The following is a 21,134-nucleotide window of genomic DNA, read 5'->3' on the forward strand; positions in this document are numbered from 1 at the left end:
TGTCTCCTTCGGGTCTAACACGACAGCGGCGTCATTGAGTGAAGCCATCGGTACATCTGCCAGCGCTGTGGGACAGGCAAGTATGGCGATTGGTAGTGCTTCTTACGCTTCTGGACTAGCGAGTATTGCGCAAGGTCACTTGTCTTATGCAGGCGCAATGCATTCCATTGCCCTGGGCACAGTGTCAACAGCCGATGCCGAAAGTGCAATGGCTTATGGTTACTCTGCATCGGCCACTGGCCTTCGCTCTATTGCAATGGGGACACCTTCTACCACCGGAGGGGTCAAGCAGGATACGAGTAATAACACTCAAGCCTCAGGGCAGGATGCTATCGCGCTGGGTACCGCAGCAAAATCTACGGGAATTTCATCTATTGCACTTGGTGAAAGCTCGAGCTCAACGGGCAATGGCAGTGTTGCCACCGGTCAGAGCGCGAAGGCCAGTAATAACAATAACTCTGCGTATGGTTATAAGGCTTCTGCATCAGGGGATAATGCGTCTGCAATTGGTTCTATGTCGACGGCCTCTACGGGTGGCGCGCAGGCGTTTGGTTATCAGGCCAATGCGTCTGGTGCCAATGCTATTGCCTCTGGTACAAAATCAGTCGCAAGTGGGCAGGCTGCTGTGGCAGAAGGTTACAATACTCAATCCACCGGCAATGGCACGGTTGCGTTAGGTAATGGCGCTAAAGGTGTTGCTAACGGTGCGATTGGTATTGGGAGTGATGCTAATGCTTCCGCCAATAATAGTACGGCGTTAGGGTATCAAGCGGCTGCTTCTGGCGTGGCTTCTATCGCTGAAGGGAGTACTGCAAAATCTTCAGGTTTTAGCTCGATCGCATTAGGTAACATCAGTACTGCATCAGCAGACAATGCCAATGCACTAGGCGCGTCAAGCAGTGCTTCTGCGACTTATGCCAATGCACTAGGTGCGTCAAGCAATGCTTCCGGCGCTTATTCATTTGCGGAAGGCAAGGATAGTAAAGCCTCTGGTTATAGCAGCACAGCAATTGGTAATGCCTCTAAAGCATCCGACCAGCAGGCTATTGCGATGGGATTAGCTGCAACAGCGAGTGGCCGTCGTAGTATTGCGATTGGTGCCCCATCAGAAGAAAGCCCATCCAGTACATCAACCAATGACAGTGAACGTATTGCCTCCGATACGACGTATGGCACACAGGCCACTTCTCCTGATGCAACCGCTATTGGTTCGGGTGCTAAAGCGACCAGCCAATACGCTACTGCATTGGGTACTAAAGCGACTGCTTCTAGCAAAAACACGGTGGCAATTGGTAAAAATGCTGCGGCATCAGGTACTTCTGCGATTGCCATTGGGTACGATGCCAAAGGGTTAGGTAACTACTCTGTCACGATTGGCGAGGACAGTACCTCAAAAGGTGATTTCAGCACTGCGTTGGGTAATTACGCCTCTTCAGCGGGAAACCAGTCTGTTGCCAACGGGTATCAAGCGAGTGCTTCGCAATCGAATGCTACGGCGCTTGGTTCTAACACTAAAGCTTCCGGTGCAAATAGCGCAGCTATCGGTAATCTGGCGGCCTCTTCTGGTGAATCGAGCTTAGCGGCAGGTACTTCTACCAATGCCTCTGGAGCAAAATCAACAGCGCTGGGCTCTTCTAGCCAGGCAACCGCTGAGAACGCTACGGCTGTAGGGCGTAATACCAGCAGCAGTGGTGCTAATGCATTGGCTGCAGGCTACGGTGCGAGCGCTGCGGATCAGAGCGCTATTGCACTGGGTGATAGTGCTTCAGCTGCTAAAGAAAATGCGCTGGCGGTTGGCCGTGGTGCCCAAGCGAGTGAAACGGGGTCAATGGCGTTAGGTCAGGCTGCAACATCATCAGAAACAAATGCTATTGCGCTGGGAAATAGCAGCGCTGCTTCTGGTGATAGCGCTGTAGCACTGGGTAATGGCGCTAAAAGTTCTAGTGCCAGTGGCGTAGCACTTGGTGAAGGCGCTACGGCGAGCCGTGCGGGCCTTAATAGTGGTACAGAAGTCTTTTCTGGAACGGCAGTTAAATCTCAGAAAGGGGCTGTGTCAGTAGGTAGCACTGATAATGAGCGTCAGATTATCAATGTGGCTGGCGGTACGCAGGACACCGATGCTGTCAACTTGCGTCAGCTGAGGTACGTCGGTAGTAACCTTGCCTCTAGCTTGGGCGGCGGCGCTGCATTTGACAGCTCTACCGGTGCGTATACCGCACCGACTTATGCCAACAATAATACCTCGTTCAATAATGTTGCGGATGCACTGAAGGACGTCAACAAAGGTGCTTTGAAATACGACCGTGACAGCAACGGCAAAATCAATTACATGCGCGCTACGTTGCAAGGTGACCTGCCTAACGAAGATGACCCAAACCACGAAGGTTCTGGTCGAGGCACCGTTATCGACAACCTTGGCAAAGGGACCGTATCGTCAAGCAGTATGGAGGCGATCAATGGTAGCCAGCTGCATGGCGCTAGCAGCAGCGTGGCGAATGCGCTGGGCGGAGGCTCAACCGTTAATTCTGACGGGACGGTAAGTAATCCTTCCTACACCGTGCATAACGCCGATGGCTCCGCGACCACAGCCAATAATGTGGGCGATGCGTTGACCAACGTGGATAACCGCACCGCGGGCAACACAGACGCGATCAATAACATCAACAGCGGTAAGACCGGTCTGACGCAACAGGCTGCTGCGGGTGAGAAGATCACTGTTGGTAAGGATACGGACGGTACGGAAGTGTCGTTTGCTGATAAGAACAGCGGCACACGTAAGCTGACCAATGTGACGGATGGCGATATCTCCGCTAACAGCAAGGATGCCGTGAACGGCAGCCAATTGAACACGGAACGGACGCAGCGTCGTACGGCAGATAACGGCCTAGCAACGGCCTTAGGTGGCGGTGCGGCTGTCGCCGATGACGGCACAGTGACAGCGCCGACCTATACCAATAACAACAAGTCTTTCAATAATGTGGCCGAGGCGTTAAGCGATGTAAACAGCGGTGCTGTGAAGTACGAACGCGGCAGCGACGGCAGCATCAACAAGGATAAGGCCACACTGGAAGGCGGCAGTAACGGCACTACGTTAGATAACGTCGCCAACGGCACAGTGTCTTCATCAAGCAAACAGGCGATCAACGGTAGCCAGCTCTATGGCACTAGCAGCAGCGTAGCGAATGCGCTGGGCGGAGGCTCAACCGTCAATTCTGACGGGACGGTAAGTAATCCTTCCTACACCGTGCATAACGCCGATGGTTCGACCACTACCGCCAATAACGTGGGTGATGCGTTGACCAACGTGGATACCCGCACCGCGGGCAACACCGATGCGATCAACAACATCAACAGTGGTAAGACCGGGTTAACACAGCAGGCTGCTGCGGGTGAGAAGATCACTGTCGGTAAGGATACGGATGGTACGGAAGTGTCGTTTGCTGATAAGAACAATGGCGCTCGCAAACTGACCAACGTAGCAGCCGGCGCGATCAGTTCTAGCAGCAAGGATGCCGTGAACGGCAGCCAATTGAACACGGAACGGACGCAGCGTCGTACGGCAGATAACGGCCTAGCAACGGCCTTGGGTGGTGGTGCGGCTGTCGCCGATGACGGCACAGTGACAGCGCCGACCTATACCAATAACAACAAGTCTTTCAATAATGTGGCCGAGGCGTTAAGCGATGTAAACAGCGGTGCTGTGAAGTACGAACGCGGCAGCGACGGCAGCATCAACAAGGATAAAGCCACACTGGAAGGCGGCAGTAACGGTACTACGTTAGATAACGTCGCCAACGGCACAGTGTCTTCATCAAGCAAACAGGCGATCAACGGTAGCCAGCTCTATGGCACTAGCAGCAGCGTAGCGAATGCGCTGGGCGGAGGCTCAACCGTCAATTCAGACGGGACGGTAAGTAATCCTTCCTACACCGTGCATAACGCCGATGGCTCGACCACTACCGCTAATAACGTCGGTGATGCGATTACTAATGTGGATAACCGTACCGCAGGTAACACCGATGCGATCAATAACATCAACAGCGGTAAGACCGGGTTAACACAGCAGGCTGCTGCGGGTGAGAAGATCACCGTCGGTAAGGATACGGATGGTACGGAAGTGTCGTTTGCTGATAAGAACAATGGCGCTCGCAAACTGACCAACGTAGCAGCCGGCGCGATCAGTTCTAGCAGCACGGATGCCGTGAATGGCAGCCAGCTGTATGCGGGTAATCAGAGCCTTGCCGATGCCTTGGGCGGTGGTTCGACGCTGAACCCTGATGGCACGGTGACGAAGCCGACATATGCCAACAATGGCACTACCTACAACAACATCGGTGATGCGCTGAAGGACGTGAACGATGGCGCGGTGAAATACAACCGCAACAGCGATGGCACGATCGACAAGAGCAAAGCCTCGCTGGAAGGTGGCGATAACGGCACCACGCTGGATAACGTTGCGCCGGGCACGATCGCCTCTGATAGCAAACAGGCAGTGAACGGTAGCCAGCTGCACAGTGAGCAGACACAGCGTCAGACCGCGGATACAGGCCTAGCGAATGCGCTGGGTGGCGGTTCCAAAGTGGCTGATGACGGGACGGTAAGTAATCCTTCCTACACCGTACATAACGCCGATGGCTCGACCACTACCGCCAATAACGTGGGTGATGCGTTGACCAACGTGGATACCCGCACCGCGGGCAACACCGATGCGATCAACAACATCAACAGTGGTAAGACCGGGCTGACGCAGCAGGCTGCTGCGGGTGAGAAGATCACTGTCGGTAAGGATACAGACGGTACGGAAGTGTCGTTTGCTGATAAGAACAGCGGCACACGTAAGCTGACCAATGTGACGGCGGGTGCTATTACGTCTACCAGCACGGATGCTGTGAATGGCAGCCAGCTGTATGCGGGTAATCAGAGCCTTGCCAATGCACTAGGTGGTGGTTCGACGCTGAACCCTGATGGCACGGTGACGAAGCCGACATATGCCAACAATGGCACTACCTACAACAACATCGGTGATGCGCTGAAGGACGTGAACGATGGCGCGGTAAAATACAACCGCAACAGCGATGGCACGATCGACAAGAGCAAAGCCTCGCTGGAAGGTGGCGATAACGGCACCACGCTGGATAACGTTGCGCCGGGCACGATCGCTTCTGACAGCAAACAGGCAGTGAACGGTAGCCAGCTGCACAGTGAGCAGACACAGCGTCAGACCGCGGATACCGGCCTAGCGAATGCGTTGGGTGGTGGCTCCAAAGTGGCTGATGACGGTACGGTGACCAACCCAACCTACACCGTACATAACGCCGATGGCTCGACCACTACCGCCAATAACGTGGGTGATGCGTTGACCAACGTGGATACCCGCACCGCGGGCAACACCGATGCGATCAACAACATCAACAGTGGTAAGACCGGGCTGACGCAGCAGGCTGCTGCGGGTGAGAAGATCACTGTCGGTAAGGATACAGACGGTACGGAAGTGTCGTTTGCTGATAAGAACAGCGGCACACGTAAGCTGACCAATGTGACGGCGGGTGCTATTACGTCTACCAGCACGGATGCTGTGAATGGCAGCCAGCTGTATGCGGGTAATCAGATCCTTGCCAATGCACTAGGTGGTGGTTCGACGCTGAACCCTGATGGCACGGTGACGAAGCCGACATATGCCAACAATGGAACTACCTACAACAACATCGGTGATGCGCTGAAGGACGTGAACGATGGCGCGGTGAAATACAACCGCAACAGCGATGGCACGATCGACAAGAGCAAAGCCTCGCTGGAAGGTGGCGATAACGGCACCACGCTGGATAACGTTGCGCCGGGCACGATCGCTTCTGACAGCAAACAGGCAGTGAACGGTAGCCAGCTGCACAGTGAGCAGACACAGCGTCAGACCGCGGATACAGGCCTAGCGAATGCGCTGGGAGGCGGTTCCAAAGTGGCTGATGACGGTACGGTGACCAACCCAACCTACACCGTACACAATGCTGACGGCTCGACCACTACCGCCAATAACGTCGGTGATGCGTTGACCAACGTGGATACCCGCACCGCGGGCAACACCGATGCGATCAACAATATCAACAGTGGTAAGACCGGGTTAACACAGCAGGCTGCTGCGGGTGAGAAGATCACCGTCGGTAAGGATACGGATGGTACGGAAGTGTCGTTTGCTGATAAGAACAGCGGCACACGTAAGCTGACCAATGTGACGGCAGGAACGATCAGTTCTAGTAGCACGGATGCTGTGAATGGCAGCCAGCTGCACAGTGAGCAGACACAGCGTCAGACCGCGGATACAGGCCTAGCGAATGCGCTGGGTGGCGGTTCCAAAGTGGCTGATGACGGTACGGTGACCAGCCCAACCTACACCGTACACAACGCCGATGGTTCGACCACTACCGCCAATAACGTGGGTGATGCGTTGACCAACGTGGATACCCGCACCGCGGGCAACACCGATGCGATCAACAATATCAACAGTGGTAAGACCGGGCTGACGCAGCAGGCTGCTGCGGGTGAGAAGATCACCGTCGGTAAGGATACGGATGGTACGGAAGTGTCGTTTGCTGATAAGAACAGCGGCACACGTAAGCTGACCAATGTGACGGCGGGTGCTATTACGTCTACCAGCACGGATTCCGTAAATGGCAGCCAGCTGTATGCGGGTAATCAAAGTATCGCCAATGCACTCGGCGGTGGTTCGACGCTGACCCCTGATGGCACGGTGACGAAGCCGACATATGCCAACAATGGCACTACCTACAACAACATCGGTGACGCGCTGAAGGACGTGAACGATGGCGCGGTAAAATACAACCGCAACAGCGATGGCACGATCGACAAGAGCAAAGCCTCGCTGGAAGGTGGCGATAACGGCACCACGCTGGATAACGTTGCGCCGGGCACGATCGCTTCTGACAGCAAACAGGCAGTGAACGGTAGCCAGCTGCACAGTGAGCAGACACAGCGTCAGACCGCGGATACAGGCCTAGCGAATGCGCTGGGAGGCGGTTCCAAAGTGGCTGATGACGGTACGGTGACCAACCCAACCTACACCGTACACAATGCTGACGGCTCGACCACTACCGCCAATAACGTCGGTGATGCGTTGACCAACGTGGATACCCGCACCGCGGGCAACACCGATGCGATCAACAATATCAACAGTGGTAAGACCGGGTTAACACAGCAGGCTGCTGCGGGTGAGAAGATCACCGTCGGTAAGGATACGGATGGTACGGAAGTGTCGTTTGCTGATAAGAACAGCGGCACACGTAAGCTGACCAATGTGACGGCAGGAACGATCAGTTCTAGTAGCACGGATGCCGTGAATGGCAGCCAGCTGTATGCGGGTAATCAGAGCCTTGCCAATGCACTAGGTGGTGGTTCGACGCTGAACCCTGATGGCATGGTGACGAAGCCGACATATGCCAACAATGGCACTACCTACAACAACATCGGTGATGCGCTGAAGGACGTGAACGATGGCGCGGTGAAATACAACCGCAACAGCGATGGCACGATCGACAAGAGCAAAGCCTCGCTGGAAGGTGGCGATAACGGCACCACACTGGATAATGTTGCGCCAGGCACAATCGCTTCTGGCAGCAAACAGGCAGTGAACGGTAGCCAGCTGCACAGTGAGCAGACACAGCGCCAGACCGCGGATACCGGCCTAGCGAATGCGTTGGGTGGTGGCTCCAAAGTGGCTGATGACGGTACGGTGACCAACCCAACCTACACCGTACATAACGCCGATGGCTCGACCACTACCGCCAATAACGTGGGTGATGCGTTGACCAACGTGGATACCCGCACCGCGGGCAACACCGATGCGATCAATAACATCAGCAGCGGTAAGACGGGTCTGGTACAGCAGGAAGCAGCAGGCAAACCGATCACGGTGGCAAAAGATACAGACGGCACCGAAGTTACCTTTGCTGATAAAAGCGGTGCCGCGCGTAAGCTGACCAATGTGGCGGCAGGAACGATCAGTTCTAGCAGCACAGATGCCGTAAATGGCAGCCAGCTGTATGCGGGTAATCAGAGCCTTGCCAATGCACTAGGTGGTGGTTCGACGCTGAACCCTGATGGCACTGTCACAGCCCCAACCTACAGTGTTCACGGTCAGTCTTACCAGGGCGTTGATAAAGCGTTGGCCGCAGTTGATGAAAATGCTGTGAAGTACGACCGCAACAGCGATGGCAGTGTCAACAAAGACAAGGCCACGCTGGGAGGCGAAAGCAACGGCACCACACTGGATAATGTTGCGCCAGGCACAATCGCTTCTGATAGCAAACAGGCGGCGAACGGTAGCCAGCTGCACAGTGAGCAGGCACAGCGTCAGACCGCGGATACAGGCCTAGCGAATGCGCTGGGTGGCGGTTCCAAAGTGGCTGATGATGGCACGGTAAGTAATCCTTCCTACACCGTACATAACGCCGATGGCTCGACCACTACCGCCAATAACGTGGGTGATGCGTTGACCAACGTGGATACCCGCACTGCGGGCAACACCGATGCGATCAACAACATCAACAGTGGTAAGACCGGGCTGACGCAGCAGGCTGCTGCGGGTGAGAAGATCACCGTCGGTAAGGATACGGATGGTACGGAAGTGTCGTTTGCTGATAAGAACAGCGGCACACGTAAGCTGACCAATGTGACGGCGGGTGCTATTACGTCTACCAGCACGGATGCTGTGAATGGCAGCCAGCTGTATGCGGGTAATCAAAGTATTGCCAATGCACTCGGCGGTAGTTCGACGCTGAACCCTGACGGTACGGTGACGGCACCGTCGTATCAGCTGCACACCTACAACCAGCACTCTGGCGAGCAGCCTGCCGTGACCTACAGCAACGTTGGTGAGGCACTCAGTAATGTTGATGGCCGTACGATCACCAATACGGATCAGATCCGTGAGATTGCGGCTCGCGTCAATCCCGCTGGTGAGTACGGCTATAGCGTGAATGGCCGCAATTTTGACCGTGTTGAAGAGGCGATGCGCGATATTGACGCTGGTGCGGTCAAGTACAACCGCAACGCTGACGGTACCATCAATACCAGCAAGGCATCGTTGGAAGGTGGTGACAAAGGCACCGTGCTCGACAACGTCGCTAATGGTGCCGTGACGGCAGACAGCAAGCAGGCCGTGAACGGTAGCCAGCTCTATGCGACCAACCAGGCCATCAGCGATATCACCGGTGGTAAGACTGGCTTGACTCAGCAGGCTGCGGCTGGTGAGAAGATCACGGTGGGCAAGGATACTGACGGTACAGAAGTGTCGTTTGCCGACAAGAACGGCGGCACGCGTACGCTGACGAGCGTTTCAGACGGTAGTGTCAGTGCTACCAGTAAGGAGGCAGTGAACGGCAGCCAGCTGCACAACGAGCAGACGCAGCGTCAGACAGCGGACACCGGCCTAGCCAACGCGCTTGGGGGCGGGGCCAGTGTGGCGGATAACGGTTCGGTTACGGCGCCTTCCTATACGCTTCACAACGCAGATGGTTCCACAACAACGGCCAATAATGTGGGTGGCGCACTCACCAATCTTGATGACCGTACGGTGAACAACACCAATGCGATCAATCAGATGGCAAGTGGGAAATCGGGTATTGTTCAGCAGGAAAGCAACGATGCAACCATCACCGTTGGTAAGGACAGCAACGGTAAGGCCGTAACCTTTGCGGACAAGAACGGCAATGCTCGCAAGCTGATGCAAGTAGCCAACGGCGATATCAACAGCACGAGTCAGGATGCCATCAACGGCAGTCAGCTCCATGCCAGCAACATGAGCATTGCCAACAGCCTTGGCGGTGGCTCTACCGTTAACGCAGACGGTACGCTGTCTGTACCGGTATATACCTTGAACGGTAAGCAGTACGTTGGGGTCGATCAGGCGCTGCAAGGACTGGGACAGAGTACGGCCTCGAATTCCGATAGCGGCAGTTCATCGGCGACCGGCGATCACAGCTCGGCAACAGGCGCAGGGGCCAATGCGTCAGGTGTGGGCGCTACGGCCAACGGTGACAAGGCCTCCGCTACAGGCAACGGCAGCACGGCGGGTGGTGCTAACAGCGTTGCTTCCAATACCAACAGCACGGCGCTGGGTAATGGTGCTAAAGCCACGGGTGAAAACGCTTCTGCAACAGGTGCAGGTGCCAGTGCCGGTGGTAAGGAAAGTACGGCAACCGGTACTAATTCCTCCGCGAAAGGCGACTATGCAACGGCCAGTGGCGTGAATGCTCAGGCGTCTGGAACAGGGTCTACTGCCTCTGGTCATGGCGCCAAAGCGAGCGCCGATAACAGCTCCGCTTTCGGTAGGGATGCCGTTGCTTCCGGCACCGGCAGCACTGCTGGCGGCAACGCGGCCAAGGCCTCTGGTGACGGCTCGACGGCTTATGGCCAGAACGCAACTGCGAGTGGCAGTCAGAGTGCGGCCTTCGGTCAGAATGCGACGGCTGATGGTCAAAACTCTGTTGCGTTGGGAGCAGGCTCTTCTACGGACGGCCGAGACAATACCGTGTCGGTCGGCAGCGTAGGCAGTGAGCGTGCCATCAGCAATGTCGCGGACGGTACCCAAGCGCACGATGCCGCTACGGTGGGGCAGATGAGCCGAGGTTTCAGTGCCATGGACCATCGTATCGACAAGGTCGAACGTCATGCTAAGGCGGGTACGGCGTCGGCTATGGCGATGACGGGGCTGCCGCAGGCCGTATTGCCGGGCCGCAGTATGATGTCGGCGGCAGGGGGTACGTATGAAGGCCAGTCTGCCGTTGCCGTAGGTCTTTCGACCATGACCGATAATGGTCGCTGGATCATAAAGGGCCAGGTTTCAGGCAATACTCAGGGTGAAGTGGGCGGCGCTGTGGGGGTCGGTTACCAGTGGTAAAGGACTAATAAACATGGAAATTAAGTGCAAGGTTTGCGGATGAGGTAAGCTGTCGTCTGCTATTTTGGAACGCATGGGGTGCGACCTTTTTACAGGGGGCACCCCGTTTTTTATCGGGGGGAAGTGCCATATGGTAACACTCGACCCTGCTGTGGGTATTTTGCCTAGCAAAAGCGCGGGGCCCCGACTGGTACTGGTTAAGACGTTCGTTGAATTTTATTCCCGAGTGAACAATGCGGGTTTTTATCGAGCGTCACAGGTGATATTTTACCAATGATAAAAACCGCTGGTCGGTCGATTCTCATGACATTGCACAAGGGATAGTGGCATGCAGGAAAAAGTGGAAGACAAAGTAAATGCGTCGGGCAAGGATGCCTTCTATGAAGAAATCTTTTCGACACTGACCGAAGCTCTGAGTGCACTAGGCCTTGATCAATTCGCCTACTATTCACTGCCTCGGGAAGGGGCTGTCCAACCTGAGATCATTTCGAATTTCCCGCGTGAGTACTACGAGCGCTACTGTGCAGAAAAGCTGTACCGGATCGATTCCGTTATCGAAACGGCACGACATCGGGTGACGCCGTTTGCATGGGACACGGCCGCCACGATGGGGGCGGAATGCAGCAACATCTTCGATATTGCCAAGCATTACCGTATTACGGCGGGTTATACCTTCGTGGTGCATGATCACTACGGCAACATGGGGACGTTGCACATCTGCAATCACAGCCATGATGCTGACACGTTCAACCATCTCATCGTCAAGAATCGCGCCAGTCTGCAGATGCAGTTGCTCGATACACACGAACGCTACGTGGCGCATTTTGGGGCAGCAGGCTTCCTCTTTGCCCGCGATCTTCGCAATCCGTTGTCGGAACGTGAAAACGAAGTGCTGCATTGGGCGAGCATCGGCAAGACCTATGAAGAGATTGCCGTGATTCTCAACATCTCCGAGCGCACGGTGAAATTTCATATGCGCAACGTGGTGTCCAAGCTCAAGGCCGTCAATGCCAAGCATGCGATCAAGAAAGCGTCCGACATGCACCTGTTAGCCGAGAATCCTGCCTAGCGGATGAGCGCAATGAGGCAGTAAAACGAAATTGTGGCCTGCCAAAGCCCCTCACGACATTGACGAGTCGCCGAACAGGTACAATGCTGTAGGCAGTTGCTTTGAGGAGATAACGCAATCATGGCGAAACAACGTTTGATGTTCACAGGGGCATTGGTTGCAGCATGCCTTTCTATCGGGGCAATTGCTGGCTGCAACGGCGGTGATTCCGATGCCAGTAAGACGGCCACACCGGGCCAGCAGGAAGCGAAGGCGGGCGTACAACAGCGCTTTGCAGGTACGGCGCCGTGCGCTGACTGCGATGGCATTCGCAACGAGCTGACGCTCAACTTCACTCAAGACGGTCAGCCGGATGGCTTCACCCTGACGCAGAACTATCTGGGGGCCAAGGACGATGGCAACAACCATACGTTCAACGTCAAAGGGTTGTTCGCCGTGCTGACAGGGTCTTCTGAAGATCCCAAGGCCGTGGTGTACCACCTGATGCCGGATGACGATAGCGAACCTGCATCTTACTATCAGCGTACCGATGACAATACGCTGAAGCTGCTGGAAAAACAGGGTAGCGGTGAGTCCATTACGCTGACCCTCTCGAAAAAAGACTACTCGATGACGCGTGTCACTCAGTGATGCGTTCACCCTCGTGTAATCGAAAGGCTGCCCCAGAAAGGGCAGCCTTTTCTGTATCCAAGCATTGATTTTGGGGTGCTAAGTGCAGGTGGAGCGTCTTCATTGTATCAACCGCAGTAGAGCCACCGTACGCACCTTTCTTTCTCCTTGTCGGGACTTTTCTCTAATTTACTCTTTCCATATCATCGAGTTATGTTGATGGTGTTGTAGGTCGTGGCACATGAAACGGTTAATCTTGCTGAGCGATGCCAGCTAATGTGAGGGCTGATAGCTGTGAAAGCCGCGTCTTTTGGCACTTCGTTTGCGTGTCAATAGGCAGAAACAGTTATGATAGAAAGCCATTACCCTTATTTTTTCACCCAGTAACGCTGGCCTTGCTTTGCGCGGGCCGGTGCATGGTTACCAAGGATTTCTCATGACCGACCGACCATCGTCTGCAGTGGATGCCGATCAGGCACCACCGCAGGAATTGAAAAGGACCCTGACCAACCGTCACATTCAGCTCATTTCTATCGGGGGCGCCATTGGGACCGGCCTTTTCATGGGGTCGGGAAAGACCATCTCTCTGGCGGGGCCGTCGATCCTGCTTGTGTACGCCATCATCGGTACCATCCTGTTCTTCGTTATGCGAGCGCTGGGTGAGCTGTTGCTGAGTAATCTTGAATACAACTCCTTCAGTGATTTCGCAGCGGATCTGCTGGGACCGTGGGCGGGGTTCTTCACCGGTTGGACCTATTGGTTCTGCTGGGTGGTGACCGGCATGGCTGATGTAGTGGCCATCACCAACTACATCCATTTCTGGATGCCAGGATTGCCGAGCATCATTCCGGTACTGGGCAGCATCGGGTTGCTGCTGGGGCTTAACATCATCGCCGTAAGAATGTTCGGTGAGTTGGAGTTCTGGTTCGCACTGATCAAGATTGTTGCCATCGTGGCACTTGTGGTTGTGGGTATTGGGATGCTGGGTTTTGGCTTTACTGCGACTGATGGAACCCCCGCCTCTGTCGCCTATCTGTGGGAGCGCGGCGTCTTTCCGAAGGGGATAAGCGGGTTCCTCGCGGGCTTCCAGATTGCCGTGTTCGCGTTCGTAGGGATCGAGCTGGTGGGAACGGCAGCGGCAGAAGCCAAAGACCCCGAAACGGTGCTGCCCAAGGCCATCAATGCCATTCCGATCCGCATCATCATGTTCTACGTGTGCGCACTCGCCATCATTATGAGCATCACGCCGTGGTGGAACATCAACCCTGACGTCAGCCCGTTCGTAAACTTGTTCTCCATGCTGGGGCTGCCGGCAGCGGCCAGCATCATCAACTTCGTCGTTTTGACGTCCGCAGCGTCTTCGGCCAATGGCGGTATCTTTTCGACGAGCCGCATGCTGTATGGACTGGCCGATAAGGGGGATGCCCCGCGTGCTTTCGGTCGTCTGTCGCGCGTTGCCATTCCCGCCAATGGGTTGCTGTTCTCCTGTGCCTGCTTGCTGCTGGGCTCGATTGCCTGCCTGCTCAGTTCCAGTGCCATGAAAGCGTTCACGCTGGCCACCACGATTTCGTCGCTGTTGTTCATTTTTATCTGGTCGATCATCCTGTGCTCGTATCTGGCCTACCGCCACAAGCACCCAGACCGTCATGCCCGTTCCATCTACCGCATGCCGATGGGCGTTGTTATGAGTGTGGTCTGTCTGATCGGTTTCGCTGCCATCATCGTGATGCTGTGGCTGCAGCCGGATACGCGCCAGGCGCTGCTGATCACCCCCGGTTGGTTTGTCCTGCTGGGTATCAGCTATCTGGTCATCCGCCTGCGTCGCCGTTCCGCAGCCTGATGGCTATGGTCGTGCGTCAGGCTTCACGCATCGCTCGACAAGCCGATATTCAATGGAGAGACCTCGTGTTCATCGGTCCGAGCGTGCACTAATTCGTTGCATAGGGTGCGAGGCAGTGTCATATATCCTTATCCTGCCGGTACGGTTTTCATGCCGCAGGATAAGGATGCCAGTGAAGGGAATTCTTTCTTTGGGCGGGCTTGTCTGTGCGAGCCGTTCCACGCGGCACTTCTGTGCTGTGGCGCCATCGGAAGACGAAGCCCTCTGTCCGGCATCAGCGGTATTCGTGTGATAACCTGAATGCATGACCGAATCGCCAGCTCGCGGCAATTTCTGTGCAGCCTACAATAGAGTTGACCCCAACCGTCCGGGATACTGACTGTATGAAATCATCTGTCTTACGTTTCTATCTTTCCTTTAGCGGCTTGCTGCTGCTGTTCTATCTGGCCTTTGCCTCGTGTTATGCCTTGTTGCAGGCGTGGGTAAAGCAGGTGGTTGGATTTACGCCACAGCAGATCGGTACGATCTATACACTGGTTGCTCTCGTCGCGCTCTTTAGCGCACCGCTGTTCGGGGTACTGCAGGATCACTTGGGTACCTCCAAGAAGCTTCTGATGTGGCTGGGCGCCGGGATGATTCTCTGCTCTCCGGTCATGGGCTACCTGTTTGTATTCCTCGCACGCGACGTGTCGTTTATTGCGTCGGCCATTCTGCTGGCGTTCTATCTCGGGATCGTGATGGTTGGGGGGGTCGGGACGGTAGAGTCCTACTGCGAACGCGCTTCGCGCCATATCGGTTTTGAATACGGCAACGCTCGTCTATGGGGGTCGCTGGGCTATGCCTTCTCTGCCAGTACCGTAGGTTTCTTCCTCGATATTAACCCCCAGATCTGCTACTACATCACCTCTGCGGCCGGTGTGCTGTTCGTCCTGATTCTGATCTCTCTCGACACTCGTCAGCTTCAACCGGATCAAGAGCGTCGCTACGCAGAGCGTACCAACTCGCTGGTGCAGAGTTTTGGGCTGTTCAAGCTGTCTCGTTTCTGGTTGCTGACGCTGTTTCTCTTTGCTGCCAGCGGCGGCTTCATGCTGTACGACCAGCAGTTCCCCAACTACTTTGCCAAGCTATTCGTCACGTTCTCGGCCGATCAGCTGACGCATGCGCGTGACCTGTTAGCACATACCGTAAGCGGTACGAGCGAGCAGCTTCAGCAGGCGCAGAATATGGTGAATCTGGCAGACCTTCAGGAAGGTAGCGGTAAGAAAGTGGCAGGTATTCTGCTGGCCATCCAGCTGTGCTGCGACGCTTCTGTACTGTTAATCATGCCGTGGATCATCAATCGCATCGGTGCGCGTAACGGTCTGCTGTTGGCCGGCGTCATCATGGCTTTCCGTATCTTCATGTCAGGTTTGGTCACGGTCTTTTTCCCGCATCCGGATCAAACGCATGCACGCATCATCATGGCGGGTGCGCTCAAGCTGATGCAGGCTATTGACGTTCCAATGCTGATCGTCTCGACCTTCAAGTACATCGCACCGTCGTTCGATAGCCGTTACACCTCTACGGTCTACTTGGTGAGCTTTCAGTGCTCCCAGCAGATTTGTGCAGTATTGCTGTCCACGCTGATGGGCTTCAGCTACGAAACCATTGGTTTCGAGCCGACCTATATGATCATGGGTGTGTTCATCATCGGTATGACGATTCAAGCGCTCTTTACTTTGCCCCGTATCGAATCGCCACAGCAGAAGGTAGCCAAGGCCTGATCCTGTCGATCTGACCTGCTCTTCATAACAAAGCCCCTGCCATGCATGTCATGGTAGGGGCTTTGTTCTATCGGGAGTGGCTTGGTGCTGTTTGGGGTCAGCGCAGGCGTACCAGCGTGCTGTCCGCCTGTTGTTGGTCAAGATCTGCCGTATTGCAGATCTCGTACCGCTGGGCGGTATCGTTGCGGTAGCAGTGAGTGAAGCCCATGTCGGTCGTCATGATCAGCGCCATTTTGTCGGCACTGACAACGCCTTCTTCGTGGGCGTAGCGATGCATCTCCTCAAAGGAAATTACACGAAACGAATCATTGTCATAGTCTTCACGCATATGCAGGTTGTCCATTCGTTGGCTGATGGATGGAGGCGGAGCGTGTGAAGGCTGCCCTTGCAAATGTACCGCCCGTTGAAAAGAGCTGCTGATGCTCTGGCAAGTGTCCAGCGCTACGGCGTTGTGGCCTTCATGATACGCGCTTCCAATGCCAGCAAGTGACGCTTGATATCCAGTCCCCCATTGTAGCCGACCAGCCCGCCATCGGCAGCGAGTACGCGATGGCACGGTACGACAATCGGCAGGGGATTGTTGCGGCAGGCCAGTCCGACGGCACGTGCGGCGCGGGGCGAGCCTACCTGCTGTGCAATGCCGCCATAGTGACACGTTCTACCATAAGGAATGGCTAGCATTGCATCCCGAACGGCCCGTTGAAAAGGGGTGCCGAACGGGGCTAGGGGGAGCTCAAAGTGCGTACGCTGCCCTAGCAGCCATTCTTCCATCTGCCTAGCGGCTTCGCACAGTACCGGCGTGTTTGCTGCCGTGCCGAAAGTGTCGTCTGTTACATGGGCCGTCGAGAGGACGATGCGGTACAGCTGATCGTCTTCGGCGATAAGGCGCATGTCGCCCAGTGGCGTCGTGATATCCAAATGCGTGCGCATGGTGAGCTCCTGAATGACCGTATGGGCCAATGGGATACCATGAATCATAGTGGGGAAGAAGGCAAAGATCATGCGGCCGACCGATGCACTGGCTGCTGGAATGTTGCAGTGGTGCATCGGAGGGCTGGAGAGGAACCGCGAACGTGGGCCTACTGTTCGCGAGAGGCGCTGCTGATGAAGTCGATGAAGGCCTGCAAGGGCGGTGATGCCGGCGCTTCGTTTGAATAGAACAGGTGGAAATGATCCGTATCCTGGTGCCATTCACTCAGGACCTCGATTAGCTCACCGTGTTCAATGAACGGCGCCGCAATCGGGCGGTGAACGTAGGCCAGTCCTGCCCCGTCGAGGGCCGCGCGCACCATCAGTACGTCGTCGTCTAGCAGCAATGGGCCCTCTACCTGCATGGCGATGGTTTCATCATCCTTGGTGAATTCCCATGCATACACGACCCCGCTCGGGAAGCGGCGGCCGATGCAGATATGGCGTGCTAGGTCGCGAGGGTCTTCTGGATAGCCAACCGCAGCCAGATAGTCCGGCGCGCCGACTACTACCATGCGTGGCGTGGGCAGCAGCTGGACAGCGGTCATGTTTGATGAGACGCAGTTGCCGAAGCGGATGCCTGCATCGAAGCCTTCCTTGGTGATATCAGTGGTTGCGCAGTCGGTCACGATTTCCAGCTGAATATGCGGATAGCAGCGGTTGAATTCGGCCAGACGCGGGGCAAGAACAACCTGCGCTGCCGCGCGAGGGATGCTCAGGCGCACCAGGCCGGACGGTGTGTCACGGAATTCATTGATATGGTCGAGGGCTTCGTCGATTTCCTGCAGCGCTGGACCAAGCCGTGCTAGCAGTTGCTGACCGGCGGTCGTGGCGCTGACACTTCGCGTGGTGCGATTGAGGAGGCGAACGCCAAGCCGATCTTCCAGATTTTTCAGCGAGTGGCTCAGGGCAGAGGCAGAGACATTGCGTTCCTGAGCCGCCTTACGGAAGCTCTGATGCCGCGCCACGCTGGCAAAGGCATGTAAGTCATTGAGATAGGTGCTCTTTATCATGAAAATATACTCTTGGGTCTGTGCACGTTGCCCATTGCCGATGTGCTGACGGCGTGGAGGGCATGCCATGCTGGTCTCGTACACGGAGAGGGAGAGGCGTTCATGACATGAGCGTGCGATGTCTCGAAAAGAGAAGGCCCCTTGAGTCACTATCGGCGTCGGGGGCACAGCTGTTCACTACGTTTATCGAATATCGTGGAATGAAAGCGATATCGCTGTGCTTCCACCACTCGCCACGGCGGTACCCGAACGCGAGATACTGTACCGCCCCTTCTGCATACCGCCTTCCTAGCAGTCGCAAAGGCAGGAGGCAGACCCCTGGCATCCTTGCGTTGGGGCATGGCTGCGGCGCGAACGGATACAGTGGATTTTCTTCCAGACTATATCGGTAGGTATTAAGGAAAAATGAGGGTTTTTTCCGCTCCAGCGCCCGTATGACGGCGACCTGACGGAAGATTCAGGTGAATATTCCTCAACAAATGCCGTTGTCATATAAGGAAGCGTTGGTGGAGAAAGGCTTCCATCTTTTATCCCTGTGCGATGGCTATCGGCCGTCGTCGACCATGAGTGAGCGCCCATGATTTCAAGCTGGACTCTTCGTCATATCGTGCGTGAGGATCTGGACACCATCATTGGCTGGATTCCCAGCGAAGCGGCATTGAAATGCTGGGCGGGTTCTGGCTGGGCATGGCCTATCGACGCCGACGCGCTGTGGGCGCAGGTCGACCTTGAGGAGTCGCTGCCTTTGGTCATGGCGACTGATCATGACGTGATGGCGTTCGGTCAGATCCTGCAGCAGGAGCCTGGTATGTTGCACGTCAGCTTGCTGGTCGTTAACCCCGAATTTCGTGGGCGACGTCTTGGTGAACGTATCTGCCTAGCGCTGTTCAAGCGCGGCATGTCGCACTGGATGGACGCTTCTCATGTCACGCTGGATGTTTGTCGTGACGATAAGGCAGCGCTGGCGATGACGCGTCGACTGGGTTTCAAGGAGCAGGAAGACGTACAGGAAGATACAGCGGGCCGTATTCGTCTGATTCACGAGCTGCCAGAGCTTCTGGGATAGACAGTGGCAGGTAGGCGGATAAGGGCAGGAAAGAAGTAGTGTTGAGAAGTTGTAGTACGCATCAAGCAGGAATGTGGGTTCCCTAGTAGTTAGTAGCACGACTATGTAGCAGCAAGACTATGGCAGAACAAAACGGCAGCCGACTCTTAGGAACGGCTGCCGTTTTCATTTAGGGTAAAGCGTGGCTTGTCAGATGTGCGTGATGATCTGTTTGGCCGGCAGGCGGGATTTCGGCAGCTTGGCGTTGAAATCGTCTTCGGCATGATAGCCGAGCGGCAGCACGACTAGGCTGCGCAGCCCTTTCTCACGCAGTCCGAGCAGCTCGTCGAGGCGGTCGACATCGATACCTTCGATCGGAGTGCTATCGAGGCCCAGTGCGGCCGCGCCCAGCAGGGTATAACCCAGTGACAGATAGACCTGACGTGCCATCCAGTCCTGCATGCGCGGTTTGTTGAGGCCGACGAAGAAGTGGCGGCCCTTGTCCATCGCACTGCGCGCATCTTCGGTCGAGAAGCGGCCGTCTTTGTCTTCCTGATCCAGAATGGCTTGCATGTGCGCTTCGTCCATATCGTCACGCACGCAGAAGACTACGACGTGTGAAGCGCGGCGGATCTTTTCGAAGTTCATGGCGTAGTTGCCATCGGCCGCCTGCGCGATCAGATCGCGCCCTTGCTCGGTGCCGGCAATGATGTAGTGCCACGGCTGAGAGTTGACCGACGACGGTGCCGTGCGCAGCAGCGTTTCAACTTTATCCATCGTTGCCGCATCGATCCTGCGACTGGCATCGTATTTCTTGGCGGTAAATCGCGCTTCCGATGCAGTAACAACATCCATAGACATAAAGGCAGCTCCAAATGATTCGTGCATCACGCCACGGCAGACGGACATCTGCCGTGGGAATAGTTGGTATACACAATAATTAACACGCTATCGAGTTTATGGAAAGCGTTATTTCCCTAACGTAATGTTTGGGCACTGTGCCTTCCCATGCGACGTCACGCTCATTCTACGCTGACGTGGCATTCCACCTTGCGGTATGACGTACGTTCCCACGGCTGCTGATAGGTGAAGACCAGCGTGTCCAGCCCTTTCTGGCGTGTGGAGAACTGCCATTCATGCACGCCCGGTGCGCCCACCATTGGTGGTTTGCCGTCTTCATTGCGTGGCTCGACGAAATGGCTGCCTTCGAGCTGGAGGATCGACGACTCCTGCAGCAGCGACCACTGATAGCCCGTGGACGGGTTGCTTTCAAAGCGCACGACCAGCGGTTGGCCTTGCTTCAGGCTGACGTTCTGGCAGTTGTCCTGACCCGTTACGACAAGTGGGGTGAGCTGTGCGGGCTGGCTCGCACCTGTATCGGTGCCAGAGCTGCTGCATGCAGACAGCAGTAGTGCACTGCCGATGATACCTGTCGCTGAAAGAAGTGATTTGATCATGATGAATATCCTTGTCGCTTGGGACAGCAGTGCTGCCGGTGATATGCCCGTTCTGACGCGCGATTGCGCGATCGGTTCCCTGTGCGGATAAGTGCTACCGCACTCGACACGAGGCTGAACGATGCTTGACGCAACGGCCGCCTCGCTGTCATCACAATAGTGACGTTGCTGTTATGAGAATAGCAGGCCACTGCAGTAACCGGATTTGGTAATAGCGACTCATGTCTGTTGCCAGATACGGCGGGTGCTCCCAAACTTTTTACCTACCTACCTACCTACCTACCTACCTACCTACCTACCTACCTACCTACCTACCTACCTACCTACCTACCTACCTACCTACCTACCTACCACGACGTTACATTGCCGTTGCTTTGGTTGTTCAGGTGTCGTCAAGGTGGTTACTTCGCGCTGATTCGCATGGCCCACTAAATGACAGCCCGTGCATGCTGTTTTATAA

General features: G+C 55.6%; 11 protein-coding genes. 6 read left to right on the top strand and 5 right to left on the bottom strand.

Annotation, left to right across the window (positions count from 1 at the left end):
• Window positions 1–157: 157 nt before the first annotated feature.
• The 5 genes from ZBT109_RS00925 (at window position 158) to ZBT109_RS00945 (ending at window position 16,190) form a co-directional block, all read left to right on the top strand.
• Window positions 158–10,909 (top strand): YadA-like family protein, encoded by a 10,752-nt coding sequence (locus tag ZBT109_RS00925; protein ID WP_232012853.1) that lies wholly within the window; start codon window positions 158–160, stop codon window positions 10,907–10,909.
• A gap of 328 nt (window positions 10,910–11,237) precedes the next feature.
• The gene (locus tag ZBT109_RS00930; protein ID WP_027705615.1) at window positions 11,238–11,978 is read left to right on the top strand and encodes a LuxR family transcriptional regulator; all 741 of its coding nucleotides are present in this window, start codon (window positions 11,238–11,240) and stop codon (window positions 11,976–11,978) included.
• A 120-nt stretch (window positions 11,979–12,098) separates the two neighbouring features.
• A complete protein-coding gene (locus tag ZBT109_RS00935) occupies window positions 12,099–12,608 on the top strand; it encodes a copper resistance protein NlpE N-terminal domain-containing protein (protein ID WP_027705616.1) in 510 nt (169 codons plus the stop codon).
• A 415-nt stretch (window positions 12,609–13,023) separates the two neighbouring features.
• Window positions 13,024–14,427: a D-serine/D-alanine/glycine transporter gene (gene cycA, locus ZBT109_RS00940; protein ID WP_027705617.1), complete on the top strand. Its 1,404-nt coding sequence runs from the start codon at window positions 13,024–13,026 to the stop codon at window positions 14,425–14,427.
• A 383-nt stretch (window positions 14,428–14,810) separates the two neighbouring features.
• On the top strand, window positions 14,811–16,190 hold the full coding sequence (locus tag ZBT109_RS00945) for an MFS transporter (RefSeq protein WP_027705618.1): 1,380 nt from the start codon (window positions 14,811–14,813) through the stop codon (window positions 16,188–16,190).
• A 97-nt stretch (window positions 16,191–16,287) separates the two neighbouring features.
• Here ZBT109_RS00945 and ZBT109_RS00950 read toward each other — a convergent pair whose 3' ends face one another.
• The 3 genes from ZBT109_RS00950 to ZBT109_RS00960 all read right to left on the bottom strand — a co-directional run bounded on the left by ZBT109_RS00950 (window position 16,288) and on the right by ZBT109_RS00960 (window position 18,172).
• Window positions 16,288–16,518, bottom strand: a complete 231-nt coding sequence (locus ZBT109_RS00950; RefSeq protein WP_156934042.1) for a hypothetical protein — start codon at window positions 16,516–16,518, stop codon at window positions 16,288–16,290.
• A 113-nt stretch (window positions 16,519–16,631) separates the two neighbouring features.
• Window positions 16,632–17,120 carry a methylated-DNA--[protein]-cysteine S-methyltransferase gene (locus tag ZBT109_RS00955; RefSeq protein WP_027705620.1) on the bottom strand — a complete coding sequence of 163 codons (489 nt, stop codon included), beginning with the start codon at window positions 17,118–17,120 and terminating at the stop codon, window positions 16,632–16,634.
• A 149-nt stretch (window positions 17,121–17,269) separates the two neighbouring features.
• On the bottom strand, window positions 17,270–18,172 hold the full coding sequence (locus ZBT109_RS00960) for a LysR family transcriptional regulator (RefSeq protein WP_027705621.1): 903 nt from the start codon (window positions 18,170–18,172) through the stop codon (window positions 17,270–17,272).
• 577 nt (window positions 18,173–18,749) lie between these two features.
• Here ZBT109_RS00960 and ZBT109_RS00965 point away from each other — a divergent pair.
• Window positions 18,750–19,238, top strand: a complete 489-nt coding sequence (locus ZBT109_RS00965) for a GNAT family N-acetyltransferase (RefSeq protein ID WP_027705622.1) — start codon at window positions 18,750–18,752, stop codon at window positions 19,236–19,238.
• Between the two features lie 189 nt (window positions 19,239–19,427).
• Here ZBT109_RS00965 and nfsB read toward each other — a convergent pair whose 3' ends face one another.
• Together nfsB and ZBT109_RS00975 are read right to left on the bottom strand one after the other, a co-directional pair.
• Window positions 19,428–20,078: an oxygen-insensitive NAD(P)H nitroreductase gene (gene nfsB / locus ZBT109_RS00970; RefSeq protein WP_211245195.1), complete on the bottom strand. Its 651-nt coding sequence runs from the start codon at window positions 20,076–20,078 to the stop codon at window positions 19,428–19,430.
• 161 nt (window positions 20,079–20,239) lie between these two features.
• Window positions 20,240–20,674, bottom strand: coding sequence for a protease inhibitor I42 family protein (locus ZBT109_RS00975; protein ID WP_051523980.1), 435 nt, complete (start codon window positions 20,672–20,674; stop codon window positions 20,240–20,242).
• Window positions 20,675–21,134 lie beyond the last annotated feature (460 nt).

It is taken from the genome of Zymobacter palmae (assembly GCF_003610015.1).
GTDB lineage: Bacteria > Pseudomonadota > Gammaproteobacteria > Pseudomonadales > Halomonadaceae > Zymobacter > Zymobacter palmae.

Excerpts from the sequence above, each read along its gene's own strand:
- ZBT109_RS00975 (WP_051523980.1), bottom strand. The coding sequence starts at position 20,674 with ATGATCAAATCACTTCTTTCAGCGACAGGTATCATCGGCAGTGCACTA.
- cycA (WP_027705617.1), top strand. The coding sequence starts at position 13,024 with ATGACCGACCGACCATCGTCTGCAGTGGATGCCGATCAGGCACCACCG.
- ZBT109_RS00945 (WP_027705618.1), top strand. The coding sequence starts at position 14,811 with ATGAAATCATCTGTCTTACGTTTCTATCTTTCCTTTAGCGGCTTGCTG.
- nfsB (WP_211245195.1), bottom strand. The coding sequence starts at position 20,078 with ATGTCTATGGATGTTGTTACTGCATCGGAAGCGCGATTTACCGCCAAG.
- ZBT109_RS00965 (WP_027705622.1), top strand. The coding sequence starts at position 18,750 with ATGATTTCAAGCTGGACTCTTCGTCATATCGTGCGTGAGGATCTGGAC.
- ZBT109_RS00930 (WP_027705615.1), top strand. The coding sequence starts at position 11,238 with ATGCAGGAAAAAGTGGAAGACAAAGTAAATGCGTCGGGCAAGGATGCC.
- ZBT109_RS00935 (WP_027705616.1), top strand. The coding sequence starts at position 12,099 with ATGGCGAAACAACGTTTGATGTTCACAGGGGCATTGGTTGCAGCATGC.
- ZBT109_RS00955 (WP_027705620.1), bottom strand. The coding sequence starts at position 17,120 with ATGCGCACGCATTTGGATATCACGACGCCACTGGGCGACATGCGCCTT.
- ZBT109_RS00950 (WP_156934042.1), bottom strand. The coding sequence starts at position 16,518 with ATGCGTGAAGACTATGACAATGATTCGTTTCGTGTAATTTCCTTTGAG.
- ZBT109_RS00925 (WP_232012853.1), top strand. The coding sequence starts at position 158 with ATGCATTCCATTGCCCTGGGCACAGTGTCAACAGCCGATGCCGAAAGT.
- ZBT109_RS00960 (WP_027705621.1), bottom strand. The coding sequence starts at position 18,172 with ATGATAAAGAGCACCTATCTCAATGACTTACATGCCTTTGCCAGCGTG.